The sequence below is a fragment of the Gordonia sihwensis genome (assembly GCF_029632925.1).
In the GTDB taxonomy this organism is placed as follows: Bacteria; Actinomycetota; Actinomycetes; order Mycobacteriales; family Mycobacteriaceae; genus Gordonia; species Gordonia sihwensis.
Genome location: NZ_CP121248.1, coordinates 3,010,824 through 3,034,965 on the forward strand (window position 1 = coordinate 3,010,824; position 24,142 = coordinate 3,034,965).

Annotated in this window: 20 protein-coding genes; 5 read left to right on the plus strand and 15 right to left on the minus strand. The window is 69.5% G+C overall.

What is annotated here, in order from left to right:
• Positions 1 to 14: 14 nt before the first annotated feature.
• The 7 genes from P5P27_RS14500 to P5P27_RS14530 form a co-directional block, all read right to left on the minus strand.
• Positions 15 to 281 carry a WhiB family transcriptional regulator gene (locus P5P27_RS14500; RefSeq protein ID WP_006895505.1) on the minus strand — a complete coding sequence of 89 codons (267 nt, stop codon included), beginning with the start codon at positions 279 to 281 and terminating at the stop codon, positions 15 to 17.
• A gap of 346 nt (positions 282 to 627) precedes the next feature.
• Positions 628 to 2,676, minus strand: a complete 2,049-nt coding sequence (locus tag P5P27_RS14505; RefSeq protein ID WP_278124638.1) for an ATP-dependent helicase — start codon at positions 2,674 to 2,676, stop codon at positions 628 to 630.
• 111 nt (positions 2,677 to 2,787) lie between these two features.
• Positions 2,788 to 3,048, minus strand: coding sequence for a mycoredoxin (locus tag P5P27_RS14510; RefSeq protein WP_006895507.1), 261 nt, complete (start codon positions 3,046 to 3,048; stop codon positions 2,788 to 2,790).
• Between the two features lie 45 nt (positions 3,049 to 3,093).
• Positions 3,094 to 4,008: an NAD(+) diphosphatase gene (gene nudC / locus P5P27_RS14515; protein ID WP_222111175.1), complete on the minus strand. Its 915-nt coding sequence runs from the start codon at positions 4,006 to 4,008 to the stop codon at positions 3,094 to 3,096.
• Entirely contained in the window at positions 4,008 to 5,072 is a 1,065-nt protein-coding gene (locus P5P27_RS14520; RefSeq protein ID WP_006895509.1) for a potassium channel family protein, read from the minus strand. The genes nudC and P5P27_RS14520 overlap by 1 nt, the downstream gene beginning before the upstream one ends.
• Before the next feature lie 96 nt (positions 5,073 to 5,168).
• Positions 5,169 to 8,546: an ATP-dependent helicase gene (locus tag P5P27_RS14525; RefSeq protein WP_278124642.1), complete on the minus strand. Its 3,378-nt coding sequence runs from the start codon at positions 8,544 to 8,546 to the stop codon at positions 5,169 to 5,171.
• The gene (locus tag P5P27_RS14530) at positions 8,539 to 11,922 is read right to left on the minus strand and encodes an ATP-dependent helicase (RefSeq protein WP_222111176.1); all 3,384 of its coding nucleotides are present in this window, start codon (positions 11,920 to 11,922) and stop codon (positions 8,539 to 8,541) included. The genes P5P27_RS14525 and P5P27_RS14530 overlap by 8 nt, the downstream gene beginning before the upstream one ends.
• A 63-nt stretch (positions 11,923 to 11,985) precedes the next feature.
• Here P5P27_RS14530 and P5P27_RS14535 point away from each other — a divergent pair, with 63 nt between their 5' ends.
• Both P5P27_RS14535 and P5P27_RS14540 read left to right on the plus strand, forming a co-directional pair.
• Positions 11,986 to 12,795, plus strand: a complete 810-nt coding sequence (locus P5P27_RS14535) for an alpha/beta hydrolase (protein ID WP_006895512.1) — start codon at positions 11,986 to 11,988, stop codon at positions 12,793 to 12,795.
• Positions 12,796 to 12,797: 2 nt separating this feature from the next.
• Positions 12,798 to 13,124 (plus strand): MGMT family protein, encoded by a 327-nt coding sequence (locus P5P27_RS14540; RefSeq protein WP_222111177.1) that lies wholly within the window; start codon positions 12,798 to 12,800, stop codon positions 13,122 to 13,124.
• Here P5P27_RS14540 and P5P27_RS14545 read toward each other — a convergent pair.
• Genes P5P27_RS14545 through P5P27_RS14560 form a run of 4 tightly spaced genes read right to left on the minus strand, consistent with a single transcriptional unit; the run spans position 13,121 to position 16,575 of the window.
• Positions 13,121 to 13,963, minus strand: a complete 843-nt coding sequence (locus P5P27_RS14545; protein WP_006895514.1) for a TIGR02569 family protein — start codon at positions 13,961 to 13,963, stop codon at positions 13,121 to 13,123. The two genes, P5P27_RS14540 and P5P27_RS14545, sit on opposite strands and share 4 nt — an antisense overlap.
• Before the next feature lie 60 nt (positions 13,964 to 14,023).
• Positions 14,024 to 14,329: a hypothetical protein gene (locus P5P27_RS14550; protein WP_278124648.1), complete on the minus strand. Its 306-nt coding sequence runs from the start codon at positions 14,327 to 14,329 to the stop codon at positions 14,024 to 14,026.
• 23 nt (positions 14,330 to 14,352) lie between these two features.
• Positions 14,353 to 15,528: an adenylyltransferase/sulfurtransferase MoeZ gene (moeZ, locus tag P5P27_RS14555; protein WP_278124650.1), complete on the minus strand. Its 1,176-nt coding sequence runs from the start codon at positions 15,526 to 15,528 to the stop codon at positions 14,353 to 14,355.
• Between the two features lie 60 nt (positions 15,529 to 15,588).
• Positions 15,589 to 16,575 carry a DUF3152 domain-containing protein gene (locus P5P27_RS14560; protein ID WP_045539968.1) on the minus strand — a complete coding sequence of 329 codons (987 nt, stop codon included), beginning with the start codon at positions 16,573 to 16,575 and terminating at the stop codon, positions 15,589 to 15,591.
• Positions 16,576 to 16,673: 98 nt separating this feature from the next.
• Here P5P27_RS14560 and fasR point away from each other — a divergent pair, with 98 nt between their 5' ends.
• Positions 16,674 to 17,324, plus strand: a complete 651-nt coding sequence (gene fasR, locus P5P27_RS14565; protein ID WP_006895518.1) for an HTH-type transcriptional activator FasR — start codon at positions 16,674 to 16,676, stop codon at positions 17,322 to 17,324.
• Positions 17,325 to 17,346: 22 nt separating this feature from the next.
• Here the strand turns inward: fasR and acmB are convergent, their stop codons facing one another.
• Genes acmB through P5P27_RS14580 form a run of 3 tightly spaced genes read right to left on the minus strand, consistent with a single transcriptional unit; the run spans position 17,347 to position 19,434 of the window.
• Complete coding sequence (gene acmB / locus P5P27_RS14570; RefSeq protein ID WP_278124653.1) at positions 17,347 to 18,531, minus strand: methyl acetate hydrolase AcmB; 1,185 nt, start codon at positions 18,529 to 18,531, stop codon at positions 17,347 to 17,349.
• A 5-nt stretch (positions 18,532 to 18,536) separates the two neighbouring features.
• A complete protein-coding gene (locus P5P27_RS14575) occupies positions 18,537 to 18,770 on the minus strand; it encodes a DUF3107 domain-containing protein (RefSeq protein ID WP_045539973.1) in 234 nt (77 codons plus the stop codon).
• Between the two features lie 19 nt (positions 18,771 to 18,789).
• Positions 18,790 to 19,434, minus strand: a complete 645-nt coding sequence (locus P5P27_RS14580) for a ferritin-like fold-containing protein (RefSeq protein ID WP_006895521.1) — start codon at positions 19,432 to 19,434, stop codon at positions 18,790 to 18,792.
• A 231-nt stretch (positions 19,435 to 19,665) separates the two neighbouring features.
• Here P5P27_RS14580 and P5P27_RS14585 point away from each other — a divergent pair, with 231 nt between their 5' ends.
• Both P5P27_RS14585 and P5P27_RS14590 read left to right on the plus strand, forming a co-directional pair.
• Entirely contained in the window at positions 19,666 to 21,276 is a 1,611-nt protein-coding gene (locus tag P5P27_RS14585) for a DEAD/DEAH box helicase (protein ID WP_278124656.1), read from the plus strand.
• Between the two features lie 35 nt (positions 21,277 to 21,311).
• Positions 21,312 to 22,571, plus strand: a complete 1,260-nt coding sequence (locus tag P5P27_RS14590; protein WP_278124657.1) for an Rv3212 family protein — start codon at positions 21,312 to 21,314, stop codon at positions 22,569 to 22,571.
• Here P5P27_RS14590 and P5P27_RS14595 read toward each other — a convergent pair.
• Positions 22,465 to 24,081, minus strand: a complete 1,617-nt coding sequence (locus P5P27_RS14595; RefSeq protein ID WP_278124658.1) for an HNH endonuclease signature motif containing protein — start codon at positions 24,079 to 24,081, stop codon at positions 22,465 to 22,467. The two genes, P5P27_RS14590 and P5P27_RS14595, sit on opposite strands and share 107 nt — an antisense overlap.
• Between the last annotated feature and the right edge of the window lie 61 nt (positions 24,082 to 24,142).

Below are 24,142 nucleotides of genomic sequence, written 5' to 3' on the forward strand. Positions count from 1 at the left end.
CGGCGACGCGACGATCATGCGACGGCCGCATTCTTCCGCGGACGGCCGCGGGGCCGCTTCCGCGCGATGACGACACCGCGCTCGAAGATCTCCCCACCCCAGACTCCCCACGGCTCTTCGCGCTCCATCGCGCTCTCGAGGCATTGGGTCCGCAGTGGGCATTGTCGGCACAGGCTCTTCGCCTCCTCCAGGAGGTCCGGTCGGTCGGCGAACCACAGGTCGGCGTCGTAGTCGGTGGACTGGCAGGGCAGTTCTATTCGGGGAATGGTCAAGGTAGACAAAGTAGGTCGGCTTTCGTTCGCAGATGCTGGTCTGATGAACCCGGGCCTACTCGTGGTGGTGCGATGAGAAAGGCCACGGGGTTCGCTATCGCGATTCGCCGTGGCCTCGAAGGTTCCGCTGGTCTCTAGGAGTGAGACATTCGGTAGGACGTCGGATCGCCGTCCACGGGGGCCACTGGGAATCGCCGGCGCGCTCGCGCCATGGGCGCTGCCGCTGCAGCGAGATGTACTGTCTGCCAGTTCACTGGTCGATTCCCTTCTCTCGTGCGGCTCCGGACGGCACAGAGGATCTCCGCACCGCGTGATGTACTTCTGTACTGTATGCGCGCCGCCAACGGCGCACAACTTATTTTCTACCTGCGGTTTCGCCGCGTCGGCGTCCGGGGAGGGCGGCATCGATCACGTCAAGGATCCGCGCCCCGATCACGTCTGCCCGCTCCGCTCCGAAGCCGCGCACCTTCGCCAGTTCGTCGATCGAAGTCGGCACCGCAGTGGCGATCGAGCGGATCATCGACACGCTCATCACGTTGACCGCCGAGATGCCCTCGGACTCGGCGAAGTCCTTGCGCCAGGCGGTCAGCGCGGCGAGGACGTCGGGATCGGGGTCGCGGCGCTCGGGCAGCGGATCGAGGTCGGCGGCCGGATTCGGCACCAGTGCCTCGAGGAATCGGGAACGACGGCGCTTGGCGCCCCGCCCCTCCCCTCTCGAAAGACTCCACGACAAGTGGAGGTGTTCACGTGCCCGCGTGACACCCACATAGAAGAGCCTGCGCTCCTCTTCGACCTCTTCGGTGGTCTTGGACGCACGCCCGAGCGGCATCGATCCCTCATGCAGTCCGGTCAGGAACACCGCATCCCATTCGAGGCCCTTGGCCGCGTGCATCGACGACAGCGTGACGCCTGCACCGACCGGCGCGTGTCGCATCCGCGACCGCTCTTCGAGCCTTGCCACCAGTGCGGCGAAGTCCAGTTCTGGTGACTCGCCGGCGATCGACTCCACGATCTCCATCAGACGCAGCAGTTGTTGCCATCGCGCACGCGCGTTGGCGCCCTTCGGCTCGGACTCGGTGAGCCCGACGGAGTGCAGCGCATGCCGCACGGCGTCCACCGGCGCCATCGGCGGGGGTGCGGCCCCCGCCGCCAGAGACGTCAGGCGCCGCATCCCCGCCACGATCTCGGGCCGCTCGAAGAAGCTCTGCGCGCCGCGGACCTGGTAGTCGATCCCCGCCTCCGACAGCGCCTCCTCGTAGGCCTCGGACTGAGCGTTGACCCGGTAGAGCACCGCGATCTCCGAGGCCGGGACACCGGTGCGGATCAACGACCGGATCTTCGCCACCACTCCGACCACTTCGGAGATCTCGTCGTCGAATCCGGCGAAGACCGGTTCCGGTCCCGACGACCGTTGGCCCACGAGTTTGAGCCGCGTGCCCGCGATGCGGCCGCGGGCCTTGCCGATGACCGCGTTCGCCAGACTCACCACCTCCGGGGTGGAGCGGTAGTCGCGCTGCAGTCGCACCAGCGTGGCCTCCGGGTACCGGCGGGTGAAGTCGAGCAGGTACGTCGGCGTCGCGCCGGTGAAACTGTAGATGGTCTGATTCGCGTCGCCGACGACGGTGAGGTCGTCGCGTCCGCCGAGCCATGCGTCGAGCAGGTCCTGCTGGATGGGAGTGACGTCCTGGTATTCGTCCACCACGAAGCTGCGGTAGCGGGACCGGAACTCTTCGGCGATCGACGGGTCCGACCGCAGGATCGTGGTGGTGAAGGTGAGCAGATCCTCGAAATCGAGCAGTCGGTCGCCGTTCGGCGCGACTTTGGCCGCCTCATACGCGGAGAACACCTGCGCGACCGTCGCAGGGTCGGCCGGAAGGTCGCGGTGGGTGCGTCGCGCCGCCTCCGCATACTGCCCCGGACCCAGACCCGACGACTTCGCCCATTCGATCTCCGACGCCAGATCCCGCAGCAGATCGCGGTCGGCGACGTCGAGGCCCAATTCGCGCGAGACTCTACCGACCATCCGGAACTTGTGCTCCAGCAGTTCCCAGCGCATGTCGCCCATCGCCATCGGCCAGAAGTAGCGGAGCTGGCGCATGGCGGCGGCGTGGAAGGTCTGAGCGGCGATCCGGTTGCCGGGTCCGGCGACGCCGAGCGACTCCAGCCGTTCCCTCATCTCCGCGGCCGCTCGCGCGGTGAACGTGACGGCCAGCACCTGCTCGGGGTTCACCTGACCGGAGTCGACCAGATGCGCTATCCGGCGGGTGATGGTGCGCGTCTTACCGGTACCCGCGCCGGCGAGCACGCAGACGGGTCCTCGGGGCGCGAGAACCGCTTCGAGCTGTTCTGGATCAAGGCCTGAGGTGACTCCGCCTTCCGCCGCTGGATGCCCGATCACTGTCATGTCTACTACGTTCTCATGCCCCTGCGACACTGCTCGTCTCCGCAGTTCAGAGCCGGTTCCTCGGTGTCGCGGGAGCCCGGCTGGCGGCCCGAGCCCCCGCGCTGGGCCGTCCTACAGCCTGCCGAGCCTGCTCATCACCTCGCCGACGGACGGGTTGGTCGCCGTAGACCCGTCGGCGTAGAGAGCGGTCGGAACGACGTGGTTGCCGCCGTTGACGCTGCCGACGAACTCGGCGGCGTCCGGGTCGGCCTCGATGTCGATCTCGGTCCACTCCACGCCGTTGCGTTCCAGACCGGCCTTCAGCCGGTTGCAGAACGGACACCAGGAGGTGGTGTACAGAGTCAGTTCCGGGTTCGCTGCCGCATCACTCATGCCGCAATCTCAGCACATTCCGGGAGTCGTCGGAGGCGCGGGGTATCAGCGCCTCGGTGCCCGAGCCCAACCGGTGATGAGGCTCCGTGCGATCGATACCGATCCCGGCAGCATCAGCCGCGAGCCGGGGTTGTCGGCGCCCCAGTCGTCTTCGCGCGCCAGCGCCTCGAGCACCTCGTCCCGGTGGAACCACTTCGCGTCGCCCAACTCGCCGTCGCGGAAGGTCAGCGGTTCGGCGGGGTCGCCGAGCGCCTCGAAACCCAGCATCAGCGACCTCGGGAACGGCCACGGCTGCGAGCCCAGGTATTGCGGCGAGTGGACCCGGATCCCCGCCTCCTCGAACACCTCGCGCCGAACGCACTGCTCCAGCGACTCCCCCGGCTCGACGAAACCCGCCAGCGTGGAGAACCAACGGTCGGGCCACACGGCCTGCCGGCCGAGAAGGACACGGTCGGCTCCGTCGTGCACGAGCATGATCACCGCCGGGTCCGTGCGCGGATACTCCTCGGCACCCGAACCGCCGTCGCGGCGCAGCCAACCGCCCTGCACGAGATCGAGCGGGCGGCCGTCGACCGGCGAGAACTGCGCGGTGCGGTGCCAGTTCAGCACCCCCAGCGCTGTCGCCAGCAGTCCCGCCTCGTCGGCGGAGAGCAGATGGGCGCCTGTTCGCGGATCGGCCACCGGCTCGTGAACCTCATCCACCCGAACGGCCCACAGATCGCAGTCCGCCACCCCCAGGAAGACCGCTGCCGCGACCGGTTCAGCACCGTACTCCGCGGCCCGCGCCCATCGCAGCGCGCCGCGGTCGGTGACCGGATAGCGGCCGCGGTGGTCCACCGGCAGGACGCGCGCCTGCGCCCATCCCGCAGCGAGACGCTCCGGGTCTTTGCGCACCTGGTCGGCGCGGTCGATCTCCGCCCGCGACAGCAGCGGCGGTTCGATGAGCTCGAACGAGGCCATCAGACCGATCCACCCTGGCGGACGTACAGCAGTCGGTCGCCGACCTCGATCTCCTCGACGCGTTCGTCTCCGACCCGGTACAGCTTGCCGTCGCGCACCACACCCAGGACCAGATCCTTGGTGTGCGCCGGTGAACCGCCGGTCTCCGACGGTTCCACCTCACGTTCGGCGATCGCATAACCCTCTTCTGGGCTGAGCAGATCCTCCACCACCTCCACCACGGACGGGGTGATGGTGGCGATGCCGAGGAGACGACCGGCGGTCTCCGACGAGACCACGACGGAGTCGGCGCCCGACTGCCGCATCAGGTGGGTGTTCTCGGCCTCGTTGATCGACGCGACGATCTTGGCGCGCGGATTGATCTCGCGTGCGGTCAGCGTCGCCAGCACCGCGGTGTCGTCTCGGTTGGCGGCCACCACGATCGCGGAGGCGTGCTGGACGCCGGCGAGCCGCAGCACGTCGGACTTGGTGGCGTCGCCGCGGACGGTGACCAGACCGTGAGCACTCGCCGATTCGAGCGCGTTCGGGTCCTTGTCGACCACGACGATCTCGGCGGGCTTGACGCCGTCGGCGATCACCGCGTCGATCGCTGTGCGCCCCTTGGTGCCGTAGCCGATGACGATGGTGTGGTTGCGCACCCGATTCCTCCAGCTCTGAATCTTGATCGCCTGCCGCGAACGCTCGGTCAGGACTTCGAGGGTCGTACCGATCAGCACGATCAGGAACAGCACGCGCAGCGGGGTGATGAAGACGATGTTGACCAGTCGTGCCGACTCGGTGATCGGAGTGACGTCGCCGTAACCGGTGGTCGACAGGGTGACCGCCGAATAGTACAGCGCGTCGATATAGCTCATCGGGACGTCGCGGGCGTCGTGGTATCCGTCGCGATCCAGATAGACCACCACCGAGCAGACGAGGAGCGCGGTCAAAGCCCACGCCACGCGCCTGCCGATCGCCCGCGCCGGGCTCTTCTCATGCTCCGGGATCCGGACGACGCCGACGAGCGCGTAGTCCGGCTCGTCCACCAGGCCGCCGCCGCGGCGCCGCCGTAACCGCTCACGCACGGGAACTCCACCGCGCCCGCGCCGACTGTGACATCACGCATGGGAGGCTACTGCATGTACCGGACCGCCGACGGTCAGCGGTCACGATGGCAGCGGTCACGATGCGCCCGGGTCGGCGAGGATCCGCGCGAGTTCATCGGGGCCGGGGAGATCGGCCGGTTCCAGAGTGAAGTCGTGCCGCACGTAGACGAAGGCCGCCCGCACCTTCTCTAGGGGAATGCCCGACAGCTGAGACCACGCGACACGGTAGGCGGCCAACTGAACGAACAGTGGCTTACGCCGCGCCGGCTCGGGTACGGCGCCGGTCTTCCAGTCGACGATCAACGCGCCGTCGCCGTCTGCGAAGACCGCGTCCATCCGCCCGCGGACCACCGTCGATCCGATGACCGTCTCGAAGCCGACCTCCACCTCCAGCGGCGTGCGGTCGGCCCACTCGGAGGCGAGGAACCGGCTGCGCAACAGATCCAGATCGTCCTCGGCGGGTCCGGCTGTCGCGTCGGCGGCTCCCGGAAGCTCGTCGACGTCGAGCAGCCGCGTGGCGCCGAACCTGCGCTCGACCCAGGCGTGGAACGCCGTACCGCGTCGTGCCATGGGGTTGGGGCGATACGGGACGGGCCGCCGGAGACGGGCCGCGAATGCCTCCTGGTCGGAGTCGAGTTCCACCAATTGACTCACCGAGAGGTGTCCCGGCAGTTCCACGTCCACCGTCGTCTCCCCCGCCCGCGCGTGCTCCTCGAGCAGGACGGCCACTTCGCGCTGCCACTCGCGCGCGTCCGCATCCGCCGGCTCGGTATCGGCGACGGCGAACAATGCCCGCTCGGCGCGGGCGGCGTCGACCAGTTCGGCGGCCGCGATCATCGGAGCGCGCCGGTCGCCGAGGAGGTCCACCGGCCAGGCGACACTGATCTGTTGCTCGGTGAGAGGGTTGGCGGCATCCGGTGCGGGCGGCGGCGCATCGACGTCGATGTGCAAGCCCGAGGGTTCCACCTCGTCGGAGGCACGGCCGGCCGCGGCGTCGGCGACGAGTTCGGCCAGCTCGGTGTAGAACTCCGAGCCACCGCGCGGCTTGTCTCCCGATTCCGACCAGTGATGCGCGGAGACGAGCAGTGTGTGCTTGGCGCGGGTGAGCGCGACGTACAGCAGGCGACGGTCCTCTTCGAGCCGCCGTCGGCCGATCGCCTCCTTATGCGCGTCGATCGCCGCCTCGAGTTCCTTGCGGTCGCCGACGTCGGTCAGGTCGAGCGGCGGGAAGCCCTCGTCACCGTCGCGTGCGAGATCTCCGCGCAACTCCGCGGGCAGTTCCCGCGCCGAGCCGAGCCAGGTGGTCTCCGCCTTTCCACTCGGGAAGATCCGCTCGGCCACGTGCGGCAGCGCCACCACATCCCATTCGAGGCCCTTCGCCGCATGCACGGTCAGGATCTGGACCCGCTGCTGCGCCACTTCCACCTGCCCGGCTTCGAGTCCCTTTTCGACGGTCTCGGCGGCGTCGAGGAAGGCGAGCAACCCGGGGAGAGTCGCCCCCGGACGCTCGGCGTAGTGGGTCACGTACTCGGCGAAGGCGTCGAGGTGTTCACGCCCGGTGACCTCGCCGCGCATCCGGCGCGCACGGATCTGCGCCTCCACCGCCACGCCGATCGTCTGTTCGACGTCGGCCACCAGCTCGGGCAGCGGTTGGCCGATCCGTCGTCGCAATCCGTCGAGCTGCCTGCCGAAGGTCGTGATCCGTTCGTGTCCGGCCGCACTGTAGCGGGAGGCGTCGCCCGGGTCGGCGAGCGCATCGCACAGTCCCGCCGAGTCGACGGCCTCGCCCGGCAACGCCGCGTCCAGGGCTTCGTCGAGCGCCTCCCGGCTGGTGACGGCACCGGTGGTCGGCGCACCGATGCCCGCGGCGAGCTCGCGCGCGCGGCGCCACAGCGCGGCGAGATCCGCCGCCCCCAGCTGCCATCGTGCACCGGTGAGCAGTCGCATCGCGGCGGTGCCGGCCATCGGATCGGCCATCAGTCGCAGCGTCGCAACGATGTCGGTGATCTCCGGAACGTGCAGCAGTCCGCCGATGCCGACCACTTCGGCCGGGATGCCCCGCCGTTCCAGTTCCGCGGCGAGCGGCGCCGAATCCTCGTTGCGTCGCACGAGGATCGCGGTGGTCGGCGGCGCGACCCCGTCCCGCTGAGCGGACGTGTAGTAGTCCTCGATGCGGTCGGCGATCCATGATCGCTCCTCGACGACGGTCTCGGTGAGTGCCAGGCGAACCGTGCCCGCGGGCGCGTCGGGACGGGCTCGCAGGACGCTCACCGGCACGCCCCGGCGTCGTAACTCCTCCGAGGTCCGATTCGCCAAGTAGAGGGCACCGCGGCAGTTCCGCCAACTGGTCAGCAGCTCCCGGCGATGAGCGTCCCTGCTGTCCGGGCGCGGGAAGTCGCGGGCGAAGCGCGGGAGGTTGGCTGCCGAGGCACCACGCCAGCCGTATATCGACTGGATCGGATCGCCGACGGCCGTGACCGCGATCGCCCGCCTGCCGCCGACCGAATGCCCGCCGAACAACGCCGACAGCAGAATCCGCTGTGAGTGGCCGGTGTCCTGGTACTCGTCCAGCAGAACCGCCTTGATACCGGCGCGCTCGGCGTCGACGACCTCGGGATGCTCCGACACCAGTCGGGCGGCCAGCGACATCTGACTGCCGAAATCAAGCGCACCCTGCGCCGCCATCGCCTCGCGGAGCGCCGACACCAGCGGAATCAACTCCCGGCGTTCGTCGATGACCGCCTGGATGTCGCGGAGCTTCTTGTTGGGTTCGGCGCGCTGCCCCGGCCCCTTCGGGAGGGTGTCGACCAAGCGATACAGGTCGGTACCCGCCGCCCGCAGATCGTCGACGCCGACCAGATGCTCTGCCATCTCCGAATAGAGGCGCAACACCGCCTCCGTTACCGACGCGGGAACCTTCGTGGTCTTCAGCTCACCCGGCCACGACGCGACCACCGAGAACGCCAACTGCCACAGTTCGGTCTCGCTGAGGAGAGTGGCCGTGGGTTCCACGGGCAACAGCAGCCCGTAATCGGCGATGAGACGGCCCGCATAAGCGTGATACGTGCTCACCTCCGCGTCCGCGCTGCGCAACCGGCTCGCCAACTCGCCGCCCGGATCCCATTCGAGCAGAGCCGGGCTCCCCGCGAGCATCGACAGCCGGCGTCGGATTCGGGCGGCGAGCTCGCTCGCCGCCTTGCGGGTGAACGTGAGGCCGAGCACCTCCTCCGGTCCCACGAGCCGGTTCGCCACCAGCCACACCACGCGGGAAGCCATGGTCTCGGTCTTTCCCGCGCCCGCGCCGGCCACCACGAGCATCGGCTCCAGCGGAGCCTCGATCACCTCCACCTGTTCCGGGGTCGGCGGCGGCAGCCCCAAGGCGGATGCCAGCGACCGCGCCCCGATCCTCGGTGCCTGCCTCGACCTCTCTTCCCGGACCAACGAATCAGTCATCGATGACCGCCTTCCCCCGCAGCTGCGCGGGGCACGACTGCGACAGCGAACAGTGTCCGCACCCGCTGTTCGGGGTCGCCGCGAAGACCGGTCCCACGCTGGCGCGCGCGGCCTCCCGAACCACCGTGATCCACTCCTCCACCTGCTCCGGCGTCAGCGGCGGCTGCACACGCTCGGCCGCACCGGTGGTCTTGTTCGCATTCGCGACGTACACGAGCCGACCGCCACCGGGGTCAGCGGCAACCCCCGTCGCTGCGCTCGCCCGGTCATTCCCCGTCGCTGCGCTCGCCCGGTCATCCCCCGTCGCTGCGCTCGCCCGGACCCCACCCAACTTCAACGCCAACTGGTAGGACGCCAGCTGCGGGTGGATCTCGGCATCGGCGGCGCGGATCGGCGTCTTACCGGTCTTGACGTCGACCACCACCGGCCGACCCGAGCCGTCCGTCTCCAGCCGGTCGATGCGGCCCACCAACCGCACCGGCAGCAACGCGTTCCCCGCCTCGTCGACGCCCGCGGGCAGCGTGGCGTCCACCTCCACCTCGACACCGGCCTCGGTGAGCTCGGCCCGGGACAGCCGCAGCCAGTCGCGGAAGTTGGTGAGCATGCCTTCGGCCCGCTCCAACTCGCGCGCGCTGTACCACTGGGCAGGAGACGACACCCTCCCCCAGACCTCGTGCAGCGCCTCGGTGACCTCTGCGCGATCCATGTCGCCCGCCACCGCCTGCACCAGCGTGTGCACCAGAGTTCCGGTGACCGCTTGTTCGGCGTCGCCGTCACGCCCGCCGTGCCGCTCCAGCACCCATCGAAGCGAGCACTTGGTCAAGGCCTCCACGTTGGACGGCGAGAGCGTGCGAGGACCGTCATCCGCCGTCCACAGAGGCTTCTGCGTGCTCGGTCCCATCAGACCGAACCAGTCGGCCGGAGCCGCGCCCGGCACCCCGGCCTGAGCCAGATCGGCGAGCAGCGCCGCCGCCACTCGCGTCCGCTCGTCGGGTCCGCCGTCGGCATCCGCGCCGGACACCACCACCGCCCGCAGTTCGGCGACGAGCGACGGCAGCGACAGCACGCGCCTGACACCGGGATCGATCGGCACTTCCTCGTCGGCGTCTTCGCCGCCGTCTGCGTCGGCGCCGTAGCCGCCGACCGCGTCGGCCAGTTCGGGGACGAACCGCGACGGCGATGCGTCGCCGCTGCCGTCCTCGACCGCCGTCACCAGCAACCGCGACCGTGCCCGGCTGCATGCCACGAGCAGCAGTCGCCGCTCGTCTGCGAGCATCACCGAACCGCGCGCGATGGTGTCGACGGCGTCGGCGCCCACTCCGCTCAACAGGTCGATCAACGCGGGTGTCCCCAGCACGCTGCCCCGGCTGCGCAGCGACGGCCACAGACCGTCGAGCACACCCGGCACCGCGACCACCTCCCATTCGCGGCCGGTCGCGGCGTGTGCCGACACCACCGCGACCGCCTCCGTGCCCGACACTGCGATCCGCGACTCGCGCGGGATCTGGAGTTGGCCGAGATAATCGACGAAGCCCAATACCCCGGCAGCCGGAAGGTTGTCGGCGAAGGTCCCCGCCGCCTCGAACATGGCGAGCATCGCGTCCAGGTCCCGGTCGGCTTGGTCGCCGCCGCGTCCGCCCCGCAGCGATTGCGCGGTCCACCTCCGCTCGAGTCCGCTGGCCCGCCAGGCGCGCCACAGAGTCTCCTCCACGCCGACGCCTGCCGCCTCCGCCGCTCGCGCGGCGTCCACCGCCTTGCGCACCTGCTTGAGAGCGATCGCCTCGAAGTCCGTGAGACCGGCCAGATAGACGTCCATCAGGTCGGCATCGCCCAGGGCCGCGGCGAGCGAGCTCAGCGAATCGGCATCTCGACCGCGCGCTTCGTCGATGCGCCGGATTCCCCTGCGGAGCCGGCGCAGACCGGACGGATCGGCGGATCCGACCGGTCCGGTGAGCAACGACACCACCTCGTCGGCGTCCAGCGGCGGCCCGCCCCCAGCCACCCGGAGAATCAACATGAACGCCACGACCGCACGTTGCCGATGGATCGGGACGTCGGTGGCGGGCGTGGCCATCGGCACCCCCGCCGAGGAGAACGCCCGCCGCAGCGCGGGCAGTGCTCTGGGCACCGACCGCACCACGACCGCCATCTCCGACCACGGCACCCCGTCGAAGAGGTGGGCGCGCCGCATCATGTCCGCCACCGCCGTCGCTTCCTTCGCCGCGGACGAGAAGACCCGGACGTCGGCGTGTCCACGGCGGGCCGCGTCATCGCCTCGGTCGGCCGGTTCGGGATAGCCGTGGGGCCGGCTCCCCGGAAGCCGCCGCGCGAGCGCGCGCCCGACCGCGTTCACCGCGGGCGAACCCCGGTAGTCGGTCGTCAATTCCACGTCTCGTTCCGGATCGTCCTCGGTGAGCCCGTCCGCGAACGCCGGATCCGCGCCGCGGAACCCGAACACGGACTGATCGGTGTCCGACGTGACCACCGTCGAGTCGGCGCCGGTCCCGATCAAGCGCACCAGGAACGCAGCCTGGGGGTCGAGGTGTTGGGCGTCGTCGACCAGGACATGACGGATGCGCTGCCGCTGTCCGGCGAGGACCTCGGGGTCGGTGGCGAACGCCGACAGCGCGGAACCGATCAGCTCGGCGGCGTCGACCGCGGTCACACTCGCCTCGGGTGCATCGAGCCCGACCGCCCCGCGCAGCAGCATTCCCTCCTCGTACTGGCGGAAGGCATGTCCCGCGGCCACCCACTCCGGCCGGTTGTGCCGGCGTCCGAGCTCGGCGAGATCGTCCGGTCCCAACCCGCGTTCGGCGGCCCGCATCATCAGGTCGCGCAGTGCCTGCGCGAACCCGTCGGTCGTCAGCGCCGGTCGCAGCCATTCCGGCCAGTACTCGGCACCGTCCTCCACATCGCCGGCGAGCAGTTCGCGCAAGATGACGTCCTGCTCCGATCCGGTGATCAGCCGCGGCGGCGGATTGCCGTGCGCCGACGCCTGCAGCCGCAGCACCGCGAAGGCGTACGAGTGAACCGTCCGCACCAGCGGCTCCCGCAGGGCCCCGCCCAGACTCCCGCCCGCCGAGAGCACACGCCGGGTGATCTCCGACCGCAGCTCACCGGCGGCCCGACGATTCGCCGCCAGCACCAGCACCGACTCCGGGTGTACCTCCGGGTCGAGCAGCCGCGCCACCGCCGCGTCGACGATCAGCGACGTCTTGCCCGTTCCCGGACCGCCGTGCACGCGCCAGGGCCGCCAGGGCCGCGAGGGATCGGCGCGGTGCCGTCCCCCGATCACCGCCGACGCCGACGCCGGCCACGACCGCACGCCGTCCGCCGGGGCGGGCGCGGCGACGAGTCGGGTGCTGGGACGGGTCATGAACCTATGGAAGCACGCGCCTCCGACAGTCCCGGTGGCGGAAGTCCCCATTAGAGTCGAGGCATGCCCGGACCCGCCTCGCCGACGCGCACGCTGCACACGCACCTGTTCGGTACCGACGATCCCGGCGCGCCTGCGGTACTGGCGGTTCACGGCCTCACCGGGCACGGGCGCCGCTGGGAGCAGATGGCCGCCGACCACCTGCCCGGCACACGGGTGGTGGCGCCCGACCTGCTCGGTCACGGCCGCAGCCCTTGGGAGCCGCCGTGGAGCATCATCGAACACGCCGATGCGCTCGGCGCGGCCCTCGACGCTCATGTCCCCGTCGGGCAGGCAGTCGTCGCGGTGGCCCACTCCTTCGGATGCGCGGTGACCCTGGCCCTCGCCGAGCGCCGGCCGGATGCGTTTCGCGGCCTCGTCCTGCTCGATCCGGCCCAAGGTCTCGACCCCGAACGGGCCCGGTTCATCGCCGAGACGTCGATGGCGAACTGGGGCTACCAGGACGCCGACGACGCCAGAGCCGCCAAGCGGATGGAGGGCTGGAGTGCGGTGCCCGCCGACGTGCTCGACGCCGAGATCGCCGAACACCTGGTTCCGGCGGCCGGCGGACGCGTGGCCTGGCGAGTGTCGGCCCCGGCCGCCGCGACCGCGTGGAGCGAGATGAGCGGCGCCTTCCGTCTCCCGCCCGCCGGCATCCCGACGCACGTCGTGGTCGCCGAGCGGGTGCAGCCGCCCTTCGTCCGGCAGGAGTTCCTCGCCGCCTGCGCCGCCGAGCGCGCGGACACGGTGACGGTGCACCGCGTCGACACCGAGCACATGATCCCGTTCCTCGTCCCCGACTTCTGCGCCGCGCTGGTGCGCGACCTGCTGTAGCCGTGGCCGCGGTCACCGAGGATCAGGTGGAGGCGGTACGGGCCCTGGTCGCCGCCATCCCACCGGGAGCGGTGAGCACCTACGGCGACCTCGCCGCCGCCGCGGGACTGTCCAGCCCGCGCATCGTCGGGTGGATCATGCGGACCGACTCGGCAGACCTGCCGTGGCATCGGGTGGTTCCGGCCTCCGGCCGTCCCGCGCCGGGCCTGCGTGCGCGGCAATTGACTCGACTGCGCGAAGAAGGCGTCCGAATCGTCGACGACCGCATCGATCTGAAGTCGCACCGGATGCGCCCCGACGGTCCGGGACCGACGGGAGTTCCGGACTAAACCATCATCCGGACGAGGTCGACGACCCTGAGAAGTCCGGGCAGCGCACCGGCGGTCGACCGCGGATGCATGCCGTGGACGGCGAGCCGGAACATGACCGCGCGCAGCAGCATCTGCGGCCACTCCGGGTGATTCGACCACCGCTCCACCAGGTCCTCGCCGGCACCGCCCCATGCGAGCGCGTCGACGACCACCACGGCCGCGGCCCACGACGCGGGACGCCAGTACGGAACGATGTCCGTGATCGCCGGAGCTGCGGCACCCGCGAACAACACCGTGCCGAAAAGGTCGCCGTGCACCACTTGGGACGGCAGGTCGACGGGTCGGCGGAGACTCCCGAGGATCTTCAGTTCGGCGAGACTGCGCTCCCCGTCCTCGCTCGTCGGCTCCGGCATTCCCGCGGCGCGCGCCGTCCGCAGCGGAACGTCCTCCCAGGCGGCCCTGTCTGCCGCGACGAAGACGTCGACGTCGTTGAACGGCGGCGCGGGCGGCTGCAGCATGAAGCGGGGTCGTTCGAGTTTGGCCGTCGCCGCGTGCAGCCGGTCAGCGAGCGCCACGACCTCGTCGTACCGGGGTTCGGGACTGCCCGCGACATAGGTGTCGGCCCGCCAGCCGGACACCACGTAACGGCCGTCGGTGGCGCGGATGGGCCGCGCGATCCGCATTCCCTCGACATACAGGTTCTCTCGCGCAGTGGCCGACCATGCGGCGCGCGCGTGATCGGGAACCAGCGTCAGGACCACCTCGCCGACGCGCCATCCGGTGCCGTCCATCGCGATGGGCGGATGCGCGGTGAGGCCGAACGTGGTCAACACCTGTTCGGGCGGCTCGACAATCATGGTCACGTCCGTCAGATTACCCAGGACGCCTGACGTTCCCGGGCAGCGACACCGGTCCAGTCAGAGGCTCTGCACCAGTTCGCTCACCACCGGCGGCACCGCACACGCCAGAGCGAAGCCGAGCGGAAAGACCAGTGCCAGCATGCGCGCGGTACCGGTCAGCCGAACGGCGATCGCCGCCGCCGACCCGGCCACGGCCAGCACGCACGCCCCGATGTACGTCCACAGCGGGTCGAGGCCGGGCACGAGCACCGGGATGAGGAACCACAGCGGGACGGCAGCCATCAGGCCCGTCGCCACCACGGCCGCAGCCACCGCCGCCGTGTTGAACGCGGCGGGCAGCAGTGCTCTCGGTCGCCTGGTCATGTCGCCGATTGTGACAGCCGCGCTCAGTAGACCGGCATGGTCGGATCGATCTGCGCGGCCCACGCCACGATGCCGCCCTGCAGGTGTGCGGCGTCGTCGAACCCGGATCTCTTGAGTGCGGCGAGCGCCTCCGCCGATCGGATTCCGGTCTTGCAATACAGCACGATCGGCCGATCGTGCGGCAGGTCTCCAATTGCACGTCCCGACAGGATCTCTCCCTTCGGGATCAGCTGTGCGCCCGCGATGCGATTGATCTCGAACTCCACCGGCTCGCGGACGTCGATCAGCGCGGGCGGCGCCTCCGAACGCAGCGCCGCGTCGACCTGCGCCGGGGTGAGGGTGGACCCGGCGGCCGCCGCAGCGGCCTCGTCGGTCACCACGCCGCAGAACTCGTCGTAGTCGATCAGTGCGGTCACCGGCCGTCCCTGCGGATCCTTGCGGAGGCGCACGGTCCGGTAGGTCATCTCGAGCGCGTCGTACACCATCAGCCTGCCGAGCAGCGGTTCACCGATGCCGCAGATCAGTTTCACCGCCTCGGTCGCCATGATCGAGCCGATCGACGCGCACAGCACTCCGAGGACGCCGCCTTCGGCGCAGGACGGTACCGAGCCCGGGGGCGGCGCCTGCGGATAGAGGTCGCGATAGTTGACGCCGCGACCGTCGGGAGCGTTCTCCCAGAACACCGACACCTGCCCCTGGAACCGGTAGATCGATCCCCACACGTAGGGCTTCCCGGCCAGCAGCGCGGCGTCGTTCACCAGATATCGCGTCGCGAAGTTGTCGGTGCCGTCGAGGATCAGGTCGTACTCCGAGAACAGGTCGACCGCGTCCTTCGCCTCCAGCCGCCGGTTGTGCAGCCGGACGTCGACGAACGGGTTCAGTTCGGCGATCGAGTCGCGCGCGCTCTCGGTCTTGAGTCGGCCGACGTCTCCCAGCCCGTGAATGATCTGGCGCTGCAGATTGGACGTGTCGACCACGTCGAAGTCGACGATGCCGATGGTGCCGACTCCGGCCGCCGCGAGGTAGAGCAGAGTCGGAGACCCCAGCCCGCCCGCGCCCATCACCAGCACCTTGGCGTTCTTCAGCCGCTTCTGCCCGGTGACGCCGACGTCCGGGATGATGAGGTGCCTGCTGTAGCGCGCGACCTCGTCCCGGCTCAGTTCGGCTGCCGGTTCCACCAGTGGCGGCAAGGGCGACATTCTTCAGACCTCCGTCTCCGATCCCGAATACGTCCCAGCCATCCCGTCAGCGGGCGGTGGTCAGTTCGCGGGGAAGGGCCAGGCGTTCGGTTTGCAGACCAGCGTACGGTCGGCCTCCATGTCCGGGTCGAGCGCCATGATCTGCGCATTCGCGGTACCGAAGGTCTGCTGCATCATGATCGGCGCGAGCGCACCGTTCTCCTTGCACGGCTGGTGCTTCTCATATCCGATGCCGTGACCGGTCTCGTGGTTGATGAGGTACTGGCGGTACGTCAGATCGTCGCCCTGGAAGGCCTGCGCGCCGCGCACCCACCGCGCCTCGTTGATCACCACGCGCTTGTCGGGCGGATAGAAGCATGAGGTCTCCAGCTTGATCTGATATCCACACAGTTCGCGGGCGGTGTCGGTCGACGTGAGCGAGATCCGTAGGTCCGGCTCGCCGGTGTCGATGCGGCGGAAGGAGACGCGGCCGTCACCGATCCAGCTCTTCTTGTTCGCCAGCGTCGTGTCGACGAGTTTCGCGAAGGCCTGGTCGCCGCCGTAGTCCTGCGGCGACAGTCCCTTCTCCGCCTCGACCGTGTACGTGTAGACCTGCTTGGCCGTGCCCAGCTTGTCGCCGGTGCCGCGCACCACGCGGTAGACCTCGTCTCCCTTGCGCGTGAACGGACCGCCTCCGGGCAGGGCGCCGGCGGGCAGCGCCGCCTCCTGGATCTGCCCGGTCGGGGCGCCGATCGGCGTCGTCTCGTCCTGCACGTGGGTGTTGCGTACGTCGTCACCGGTAGCGGCGGTCTTGTCGACCGCGGTGTCGCCGTCGTTGCGGACGGTCATCACAAGCAGCACCACGGTGAGTACGGCCAGCACCGGAATGGCGTAGGCGCGCCAGCCGTATGTGCTGACGAACCGCCCCAGGGTGCTGCGCTTGCGCCGCTCCACCCGCTCGGAGCGCGACCGTCCGCTGTCGGAGATCGGATCCCAGCGGGCACGCAGCGGCTGGTCGGGCCGCGGGCGGCGGGGACGCTGCGCCCCGTTGTCTGGTGTACCGGTCACGCCACAACTTTCTCATAGATGCCCCCTCTCACCTCGCATCCACCCTCGGCCGCGATCCGGATGAGTGTGATCTGAAGCGCTCCGAGTATCCTTTGGGGATGTCGTCTCCCAGTTCCCAGACGTCGGCTCCGGCCGCAGCCGGGCGCTCGAGCACGCGCCTTCCGCGAAGTGCACGCCGCCGCCAGCTTCTCGACGCCGCCAGTGAGATCTTCGTCGAGCGCGGCTATCACTCCGCCGGAATGGATGAGATCGCGATTCACGCCGGTGTGAGCAAGCCGGTCCTGTACCAGCACTTCCCGTCGAAGCTCGACCTCTACATCGCCGTGGTCGATTCGCACGCGGAGAAGCTCGTCGCCGACGTGAACCGGGCGCTGCTGACCACCGTCGACAACCGCCGTCGTGTCCTCGCGGCTGTCGAGGCCTTCTTCGACTTCATCGACGACGACAACTCCGGATACCGCCTCATCTTCGCCTCCGACGCCATGGACCCGGCCGTGATCCGGCGTGTGGAAGGCGCCACCGAGGCCTGCGTCGACGCCGTCCACGGTCTCGTCATGCAGGATTCGGGGATGGATCCGTACCGGTCCCGGATGCTCGCCGCGGGACTGGTCGGTGCGAGTGTCGTGAACGCTCGGTACTGGGTGGACGCGAGCCGCCCCATCGACAAGGCCAGCGCGGTGGAGATCACCGCGGCGCTGCTCTGGGGCGGTCTGGCCGGCATTCCCCGCCAGACTCCGGGCGACGACTGAGAACTTCCGAGAACCGGTCCGTCTACACGGACCGGTAGACGGCGCTCTCGAAGTCGAGAGCGTGGCGCAGGGCGGCGGGGTCTGCGAACGGCAGTACCTGACAGGCCCACATCCCGGCGATGTCCGCGGACCGATCGATCCAGAAGTACAGGTTGGCCAGGCCGGCCCAGGCGAGTGAACCCGCACTCCGGCCCGTCGGCGCAGCGTCGTCGTTCACCATGAACGTGTAGGCCCACGACTTCGGCAGACCCGGGAAGAACTCGGCGTCGTGCGTGATCACCGGGTCGACGCCCCGCAACGCCGTGACCCGCTGCCCCTCGGCGAGACCGTTGCGAGCCGCCCACTCGACAGTGTCGCTGCGGAGCACGCGCCCACCGTCGCCCGCCCCGCCGCGCAGCCACATGCGGAGGAATCGGATGTAGTCCGGAACTGTGGAGTACAGGCCCTGACCACCCATCTGGACCTCGGGGTTCTGCGGCATGACGATGCCGGTGGCTTTGAGCGAACCGTCCGGCCTGCGCAGATGCACGGCGGCGCGGCGCTCCTGCATGGCATCGGTGAGCAGGAATCCCGAATCGTCCATGCCCAGCGGGGCGAAGACCCGCTCAGCGAGAACCTCCCCCAGCCGTGCGCCGCGTACTGCTTCGACCACGAGCCCGGCCCAGTCCATGTTCGATCCGTAGTTCCAGCGCGTACCCGGGTCGAACAGCAGCGGCGTCATCAGTGACGCACGCGTCGCCGTCACCACATCCGGGTAATGGCCCTGCCGCACCAGGGAGCGGTAGTTCTCGTCGAAGAACGGATAGGCGAATCCGGCCGTGTGGAGCAGCAGCATCCGAGTGGTAACCGGCGTCGCTGCCGAACGGATCCGCGGACTCCCGTCGGGCTCGAAACCGTCCAGCACGCCGATCTCGGCGATCTCCGGCACGTACTGCGCAGCCGGCGCGTCGAGGTCGATCAGCCCCTCCTCGACGCACTGCAGCACGGCCGTGCCGGTCAGCGGCTTGCTAGCCGAGTACAGGGCGACGACCGTGTCGGCCGTCATCGGGCGGCCCTCGGCGACGCTCGTGCTCCCCGCCGCGCCGGTGAAGACCGTCTCCCTCGCGTCGGTCACCGAGGCGACGACGCCCGGCACCCGGTCGGAGTCCGGACCGGTCACCGCATCGTCGAGCAACGCCCTGAGTCGGTCGGAGTCGACTCCGCTCATCGAGCTCAGGCCGCCCCGAAGCCGACCCGTCGGTTCTCGGCGCTGCCGACCTCCACGTAGGCGATCTTGGCTGCCGGGACCAGCACGCGCGATCCCTTGTCATCGGTCAGCGACAGCACGGCGTCGGTTCCGCTCAGCGCGCGGTCGGCGGCCGCGTACACGTCATCGGCCTTGTCCGGGCAGGTGAATGCCAACTCGCGCGGGCTGTTCTCGATACCGATCTTGACTTCAACGCTCATAACTTCGGAATCCTACTCGTCACGCCAGCGACAGCTCGGCCATGCGCTGCCCGTGGCGAGCCGCCATGTTGTCGAAGAATGCGGCGGCGTTGGCAAGCGTCGCATCACCTTCGAAGAGCAGCGCCATCACGTCTTCCTCCTCGGCGAGAACCCACTGCATGTGCGTGATCGCCTCACCCAGCAATCGACGGCCCCACAGCGCCAGCGGCGACGCCACGGCCGGATCGGCGGCGACCGCCGCCCGCACCTGGTCGACGGCGAACTGCGACGAACCGGTCTCGGCCATCACCGATTTCATCGTCGGACGCACCTCTTCGGGCATCACATCGGCCATCTCGGCGTAGAAGTCGGCGGCCAGACCGTCACCGACGTGCATCTTGACCAGCACCTCGAGCCACGACGTCGGTGTCGTCACGCGGTGATACTCGTCGAACACCCGGGCGTGCGCGGCCACTGCTTCCTCGGGTGCGCCGCCGTCCGAGCGGATCTGCTCGGCCAACACCTCGAAGTGGCCCATCTCGGCCGCGATCAGTCGCGCGATTGCGATGCGGTCGGCAGTCGTCGGCGCCATCGCGGACTCTTCGATCAGGCGATAGCACGCGGCGAACTCGCCCGCGAGAAGGACTTCGTAGAGCTTGCGAATGGCCGCTGCGTTGTTCGACATGCAAGTCAGAGTATGCAAGGCGGTACACTCGGAGACAGACGAGTCGCCGTTCCGCTCGCCGAATGCACGTTCATGGGCACCGCGCGGCCACTTCGAGCGGCCCGTCGGACATTGAGCGCGCACCTGCGAAGGGCCTCCGGGCCCGGCCGCCGAGGGTCCGGACTAACGATCAGGACCCCGTGGCCTCTCTTGTGTGCGTGCGCGAACACCCGCGAGAGGCTTGAACTGCATATGACCATTGATCCCACGGTGGGCGAAGCCACCGACGACGTCCAGACGACGATCGTCGACGAGGAGCACACCGCCCCGACCTTCGCCGAACTCGGCGTCGACCCCGCGATCGTCGCCGCCCTCGAGGCCGACGGCAAGACCCGTACCTTCGCGATCCAGGAACTCACCCTGCCGCTGGCGCTGGCCGGCTCCGATCTGATCGGTCAGGCGCGCACCGGCATGGGCAAGACCTACGGATTCGGCATCCCGCTGATGCACCGGCTCGCCAACGCCGAGGCGACCGGCCTGCGCGCACTCGACAACACTCCGCGCGCCCTCGTCATCGTGCCGACCCGCGAACTCTGCGTCCAGGTCACCGAAGACCTCGAGACCGCCGCCAAGGGCGTCGACGTCACGCTCTCGAACGGCACCGTTCGCCCGATGAAGATCACGTCGATCTACGGCGGCCGCCCCTACGAGCAGCAGATCGCCGAACTCCAGGCCGGCGTCGACGTCGTCGTGGGCACGCCGGGACGCCTCCTCGACCTCGCGCAGCAGGGACACCTCGTCCTCGGCAAGGTCGGAGTGCTCGTGCTCGACGAGGCCGACGAGATGCTCGACCTCGGCTTCCTTCCGGACATCGAGCGGATCATGGGAGCCCTGCCCACCGACCGGCAGACGATGCTGTTCTCGGCCACCATGCCGGGTCCGATCGTCACCCTGGCGCGGACCTTCCTGAACCGCCCGACGCACATCCGCGCCGAGCACGCGAACGACTCCGCGGTGCATGAGCGGACCACCCAGTACGTCTACCGCGCCCACGCAATGGACAAGGCCGAACTGGTGGCCCGTGTGCTGCAGGCGGAGGGCCGTGGCGCGACGATGATCTTCACCCGCACCAAGCGCACCGCGCAGAAGGTGGCCGACGACCTCGCCGAGCGTGGCTTCTCGGTGGGCGCGGTGCACGGCGACCTCGGCCAGGTTGCCCGTGAGAAGGCGCTGAACAAGTTCCGTGACGGCAAGATCGACGTACTGGTGGCCACCGATGTCGCGGCGCGCGGCATCGACGTCGATGACGTCACCCACGTCATCAACTACCAGTGCCCGGACGACGACAAGACCTACGTGCATCGCATCGGACGCACCGGGCGCGCCGGGCGCACCGGCATCGCGATCACCCTTGTGGACTGGGACGAACTGCATCGCTGGGAGCTGATCGACAAGGCGCTCGGCCTCGGCATGCCCGACCCGGCGGAGACCTACTCCACCTCCGAGCATCTGCGCGAGGATCTGGGCATCCCCGCGGACGCCAACGGCCGTATCGGCGCCCCGGAGCGTTCGTCCGACGAACGGCGGGAGCCGCGCGCGCCGCGCGCCGATCGTCCCAAGCGTGAGCGGCGCCGCACCAGGGGCGGCAAGCCCGCCGGCGCCGAGGGCGCCACGACCGCATCATCGTCGGACGACGCCGAGCAGGCGGAGAAGAGTTCCGCCGCCTCGACCGAGCAGCCGGAGGCCGATGGTGAGGCCAAGCGGCCGCGCCGCCGCCGTCGTCGTCGCAGCGGTGGTGCGAAATCCGGTGAGGGCAGTGACGGCGCTTCACGCGACGCAGCGCCCGCGGCAGCGGCCGAGTAGCTCCGCCCGGACGCTTTTCGCATACCCTCGCGAGAATGGGACGGATCAAACCCGAACGGCGCACCCGCACCGACCTCATCGTGACCGCGTTGATCGCGGCGATCGTGGTCGCGGCGGGTGTCGCCGTCTGGTGGACCAGCCCCGCCCGCCATACCGAGTCGGTGACCGCGACGACACCCGCTCCGGTCCAGCTGCCGGCTGAGAACGTTCCGCGCGAGGTCTCGGTCCGTTGGTCCGCGCAGTCGGACGTCACCACTGTCCCGCAGATCACCCGCGACTCCCTGGTGACCGCGTCCGGCGGCACGGTGGTCGCGCATCGGCTGAGCGACGGAAGCGACCTCTGGAGCTACCGGCGGAATCTGCCGCTGTGCGCGGCGGCCACGGGATGGACCGGCGGCGACAACGACGTGCTCGCGGTGTACCGGAACAGCCGGGGTTGCAGCGAGGTCACATCGTTGCGAGGTTCCGACGGTGCTCGTCACGCCGCCCGCACCAGTGACGCCGACGACACCGTCCACCTCTCCATCGATACCGGCTACGCCCTCCTGTACGGCCCGACGCGCCTCGAGACGTGGGGTTCGAATCTGGTGCGCGGCATCGAGTACGGGCGTGTCACGGCACCGGTGAACCCCGACGTGGCGCCCGACCGCACCCATTGCCGGCTGTACTCTGCGGTCTCCGGTGCGGATCGGGTGGCGATCGTGGAGCGATGCGATGACGATCCCGGCTACCGGCTGACGGTGCTCAGTTCGAATCTGACCAGCGACGAGAAGATCCGCCAGTGGGGTTCGACCCTGATCACCACATCGGCTGCGGGTCCCGCTCCCCGAGTGGTGGCGGCGACCGATTCCACGATCGTGGTCTACGACGGCGGCGCCGACCCGTCCGGTTCCGTCGGCGCCCCGCAGGGACCGCGTCTGCGCCTGTTCACACCGCAAGCCGAGAGCCGAAGCGAACACCCGGTGGCCGGTGACGCCCAGGTTCCCGAGCGGAGCGATCCGATCATCGATCAGGGTGTCGTCTCGTTCTGGACCGGCAAGGCCACCGTGGTACTGGACGCCTCGAATGGAAACCCGATGTTCCAGGTGACAGATGCCATCGGACCCGGGGCGGTGATGGCGGGGCAACTGCTGGTGCCGATGCCCGGGGCCATCAGCGTGCGCCGCGTGTTCGACGGCCACGAGGAGTTCAGCATTCCGGTGGATCGCGGTCAGGTGGTCGGACCGGTGGCGCTGCGCGTGCTCGGCGATACGATCCTCGAGCAGCGGGGCACGCAGGTCGTCGCATTGCGCTGAGTGTGACAGGGCCGCTGTCCTCTGCACTGCGAATTGCGGGGCGCGACGACCGTCTCCCATTTGAGTCCGGCGGGTGCAGATTCTTCGGTTGTCCGGCGTGGTGGATGGGGTTGAGTCGCCAGGGGTGATCGGTGGTGGCCGGTCGCCAGGCCATCCGTCCGGTGTGGGGTCCGTCGGTGAGGATGGTGGTTTCCCATTGGCCGCGTTTGGTGCCGACGGCGCGGTTGTGGCGTCCGCACGCGGCGCCGAGGGCGTCGACGTCGGTGCGCCCTCCCGGGGTGATCCAGTCCGGTGCGTGATGGGCCTGAGTCTGCGCGAAGGGGCGATCGCAGCCGGGAGCGGTGCAGCCGCGGTCGCGGGCGAACAACGCCAACCGCTGCGCTCTACTAGCAAACCGAGCCCCACGGCCCTGGTAGAGCACTTCGCTGGTGTGATTCCGGAAGACGGCCAAGTGCGGGACGGCGTCGGCAGCCAGCCGCACGAGTTCGCCGATCGGGATGCGGGTGCCGGTGGCGGTCAGGGCGATTCCGGCGTGGGCGGCGAGTTCCTGGTCGGTGACGGTGATGACGAGTTCGGTCGGTATCCGGTTCGGTGCACCGAGTCCACCGTGGGCGAGAACGTAATCACACAACGCCAGCAACGCATCATGCGTGCGCTGAGCGGCACTACGTAGATCCCGGCCCCGCGCCGCCGCCAAAGCCTCGGCGTCAATGCCGTCGGCGTCAATGGTTCCAGTGGGCGAATCCGGGTCGGCGGGATTGTTCATCCCGGGTGCGGCCCAGGCGGTCAAGATCACCTCGAACTTCGCCCGCAACTCCGGAGTCATCGCGCCGCGGACCTTGCTCATGAGTTGTCGGTCTTGCGGGAGGATGGTGATTCCGCGTTGGCGTTGCCGGTCGACGTGATCGCTCTCCTGCCCGTCCGGGTCCAGGTGAGCGAGCAGGCGGTCACCGACCTTGCCCAGATCATCCGGATTCAACCCAGCCGCAGCCTGAGCGAGTTCGGCCTCCGCACGGGCCTTGACCTCCGGCGAGATGCAGCCCGGTACTTTCGCCAGCACCGCGGAGATCACTAACGCGTGTTCGGCGCCGACAGTCCCGGCCGCCACCGCAGCAGCGGTCGCCGGCTTCCGGGGAGGCAGCGTCTGCCCTTGGAAGTTGGAGAACTCGCCGATCGCCTCGGCCATCCGGAGCCGTCGACTCGCCTCGCGGGTTCCGAGCCGCAGCCCTTGAGAGAGGTATTGGTGCGGATTCAGATAGCCGGCGGTTCGGTGAGCGTTGCGGTCGGAGACCTCCACCAGCAGCGCAGCGGAGATGCCGTCCCAGCGGCGCCGGATCCGTTCGGCGGTCTGTGTGTGGGCCAGCAGTTCCGGTTCGGTCTCCGGCGACAGGGAGGTCTCGGCGAGTTTGACCGCCGCTGCATCGATCAATGCCAACAACTCTGCAGGCCGGTCCGGCAGTGCACCGGTGGCAACGACAGTGGCGACCGAATCGGTCATCGGATCAGTCATCGCCGCCACCTCCCCCGAGCGTTTCAGCTGGTCAAAGCATATTTGCTTGACCTATCCGAAC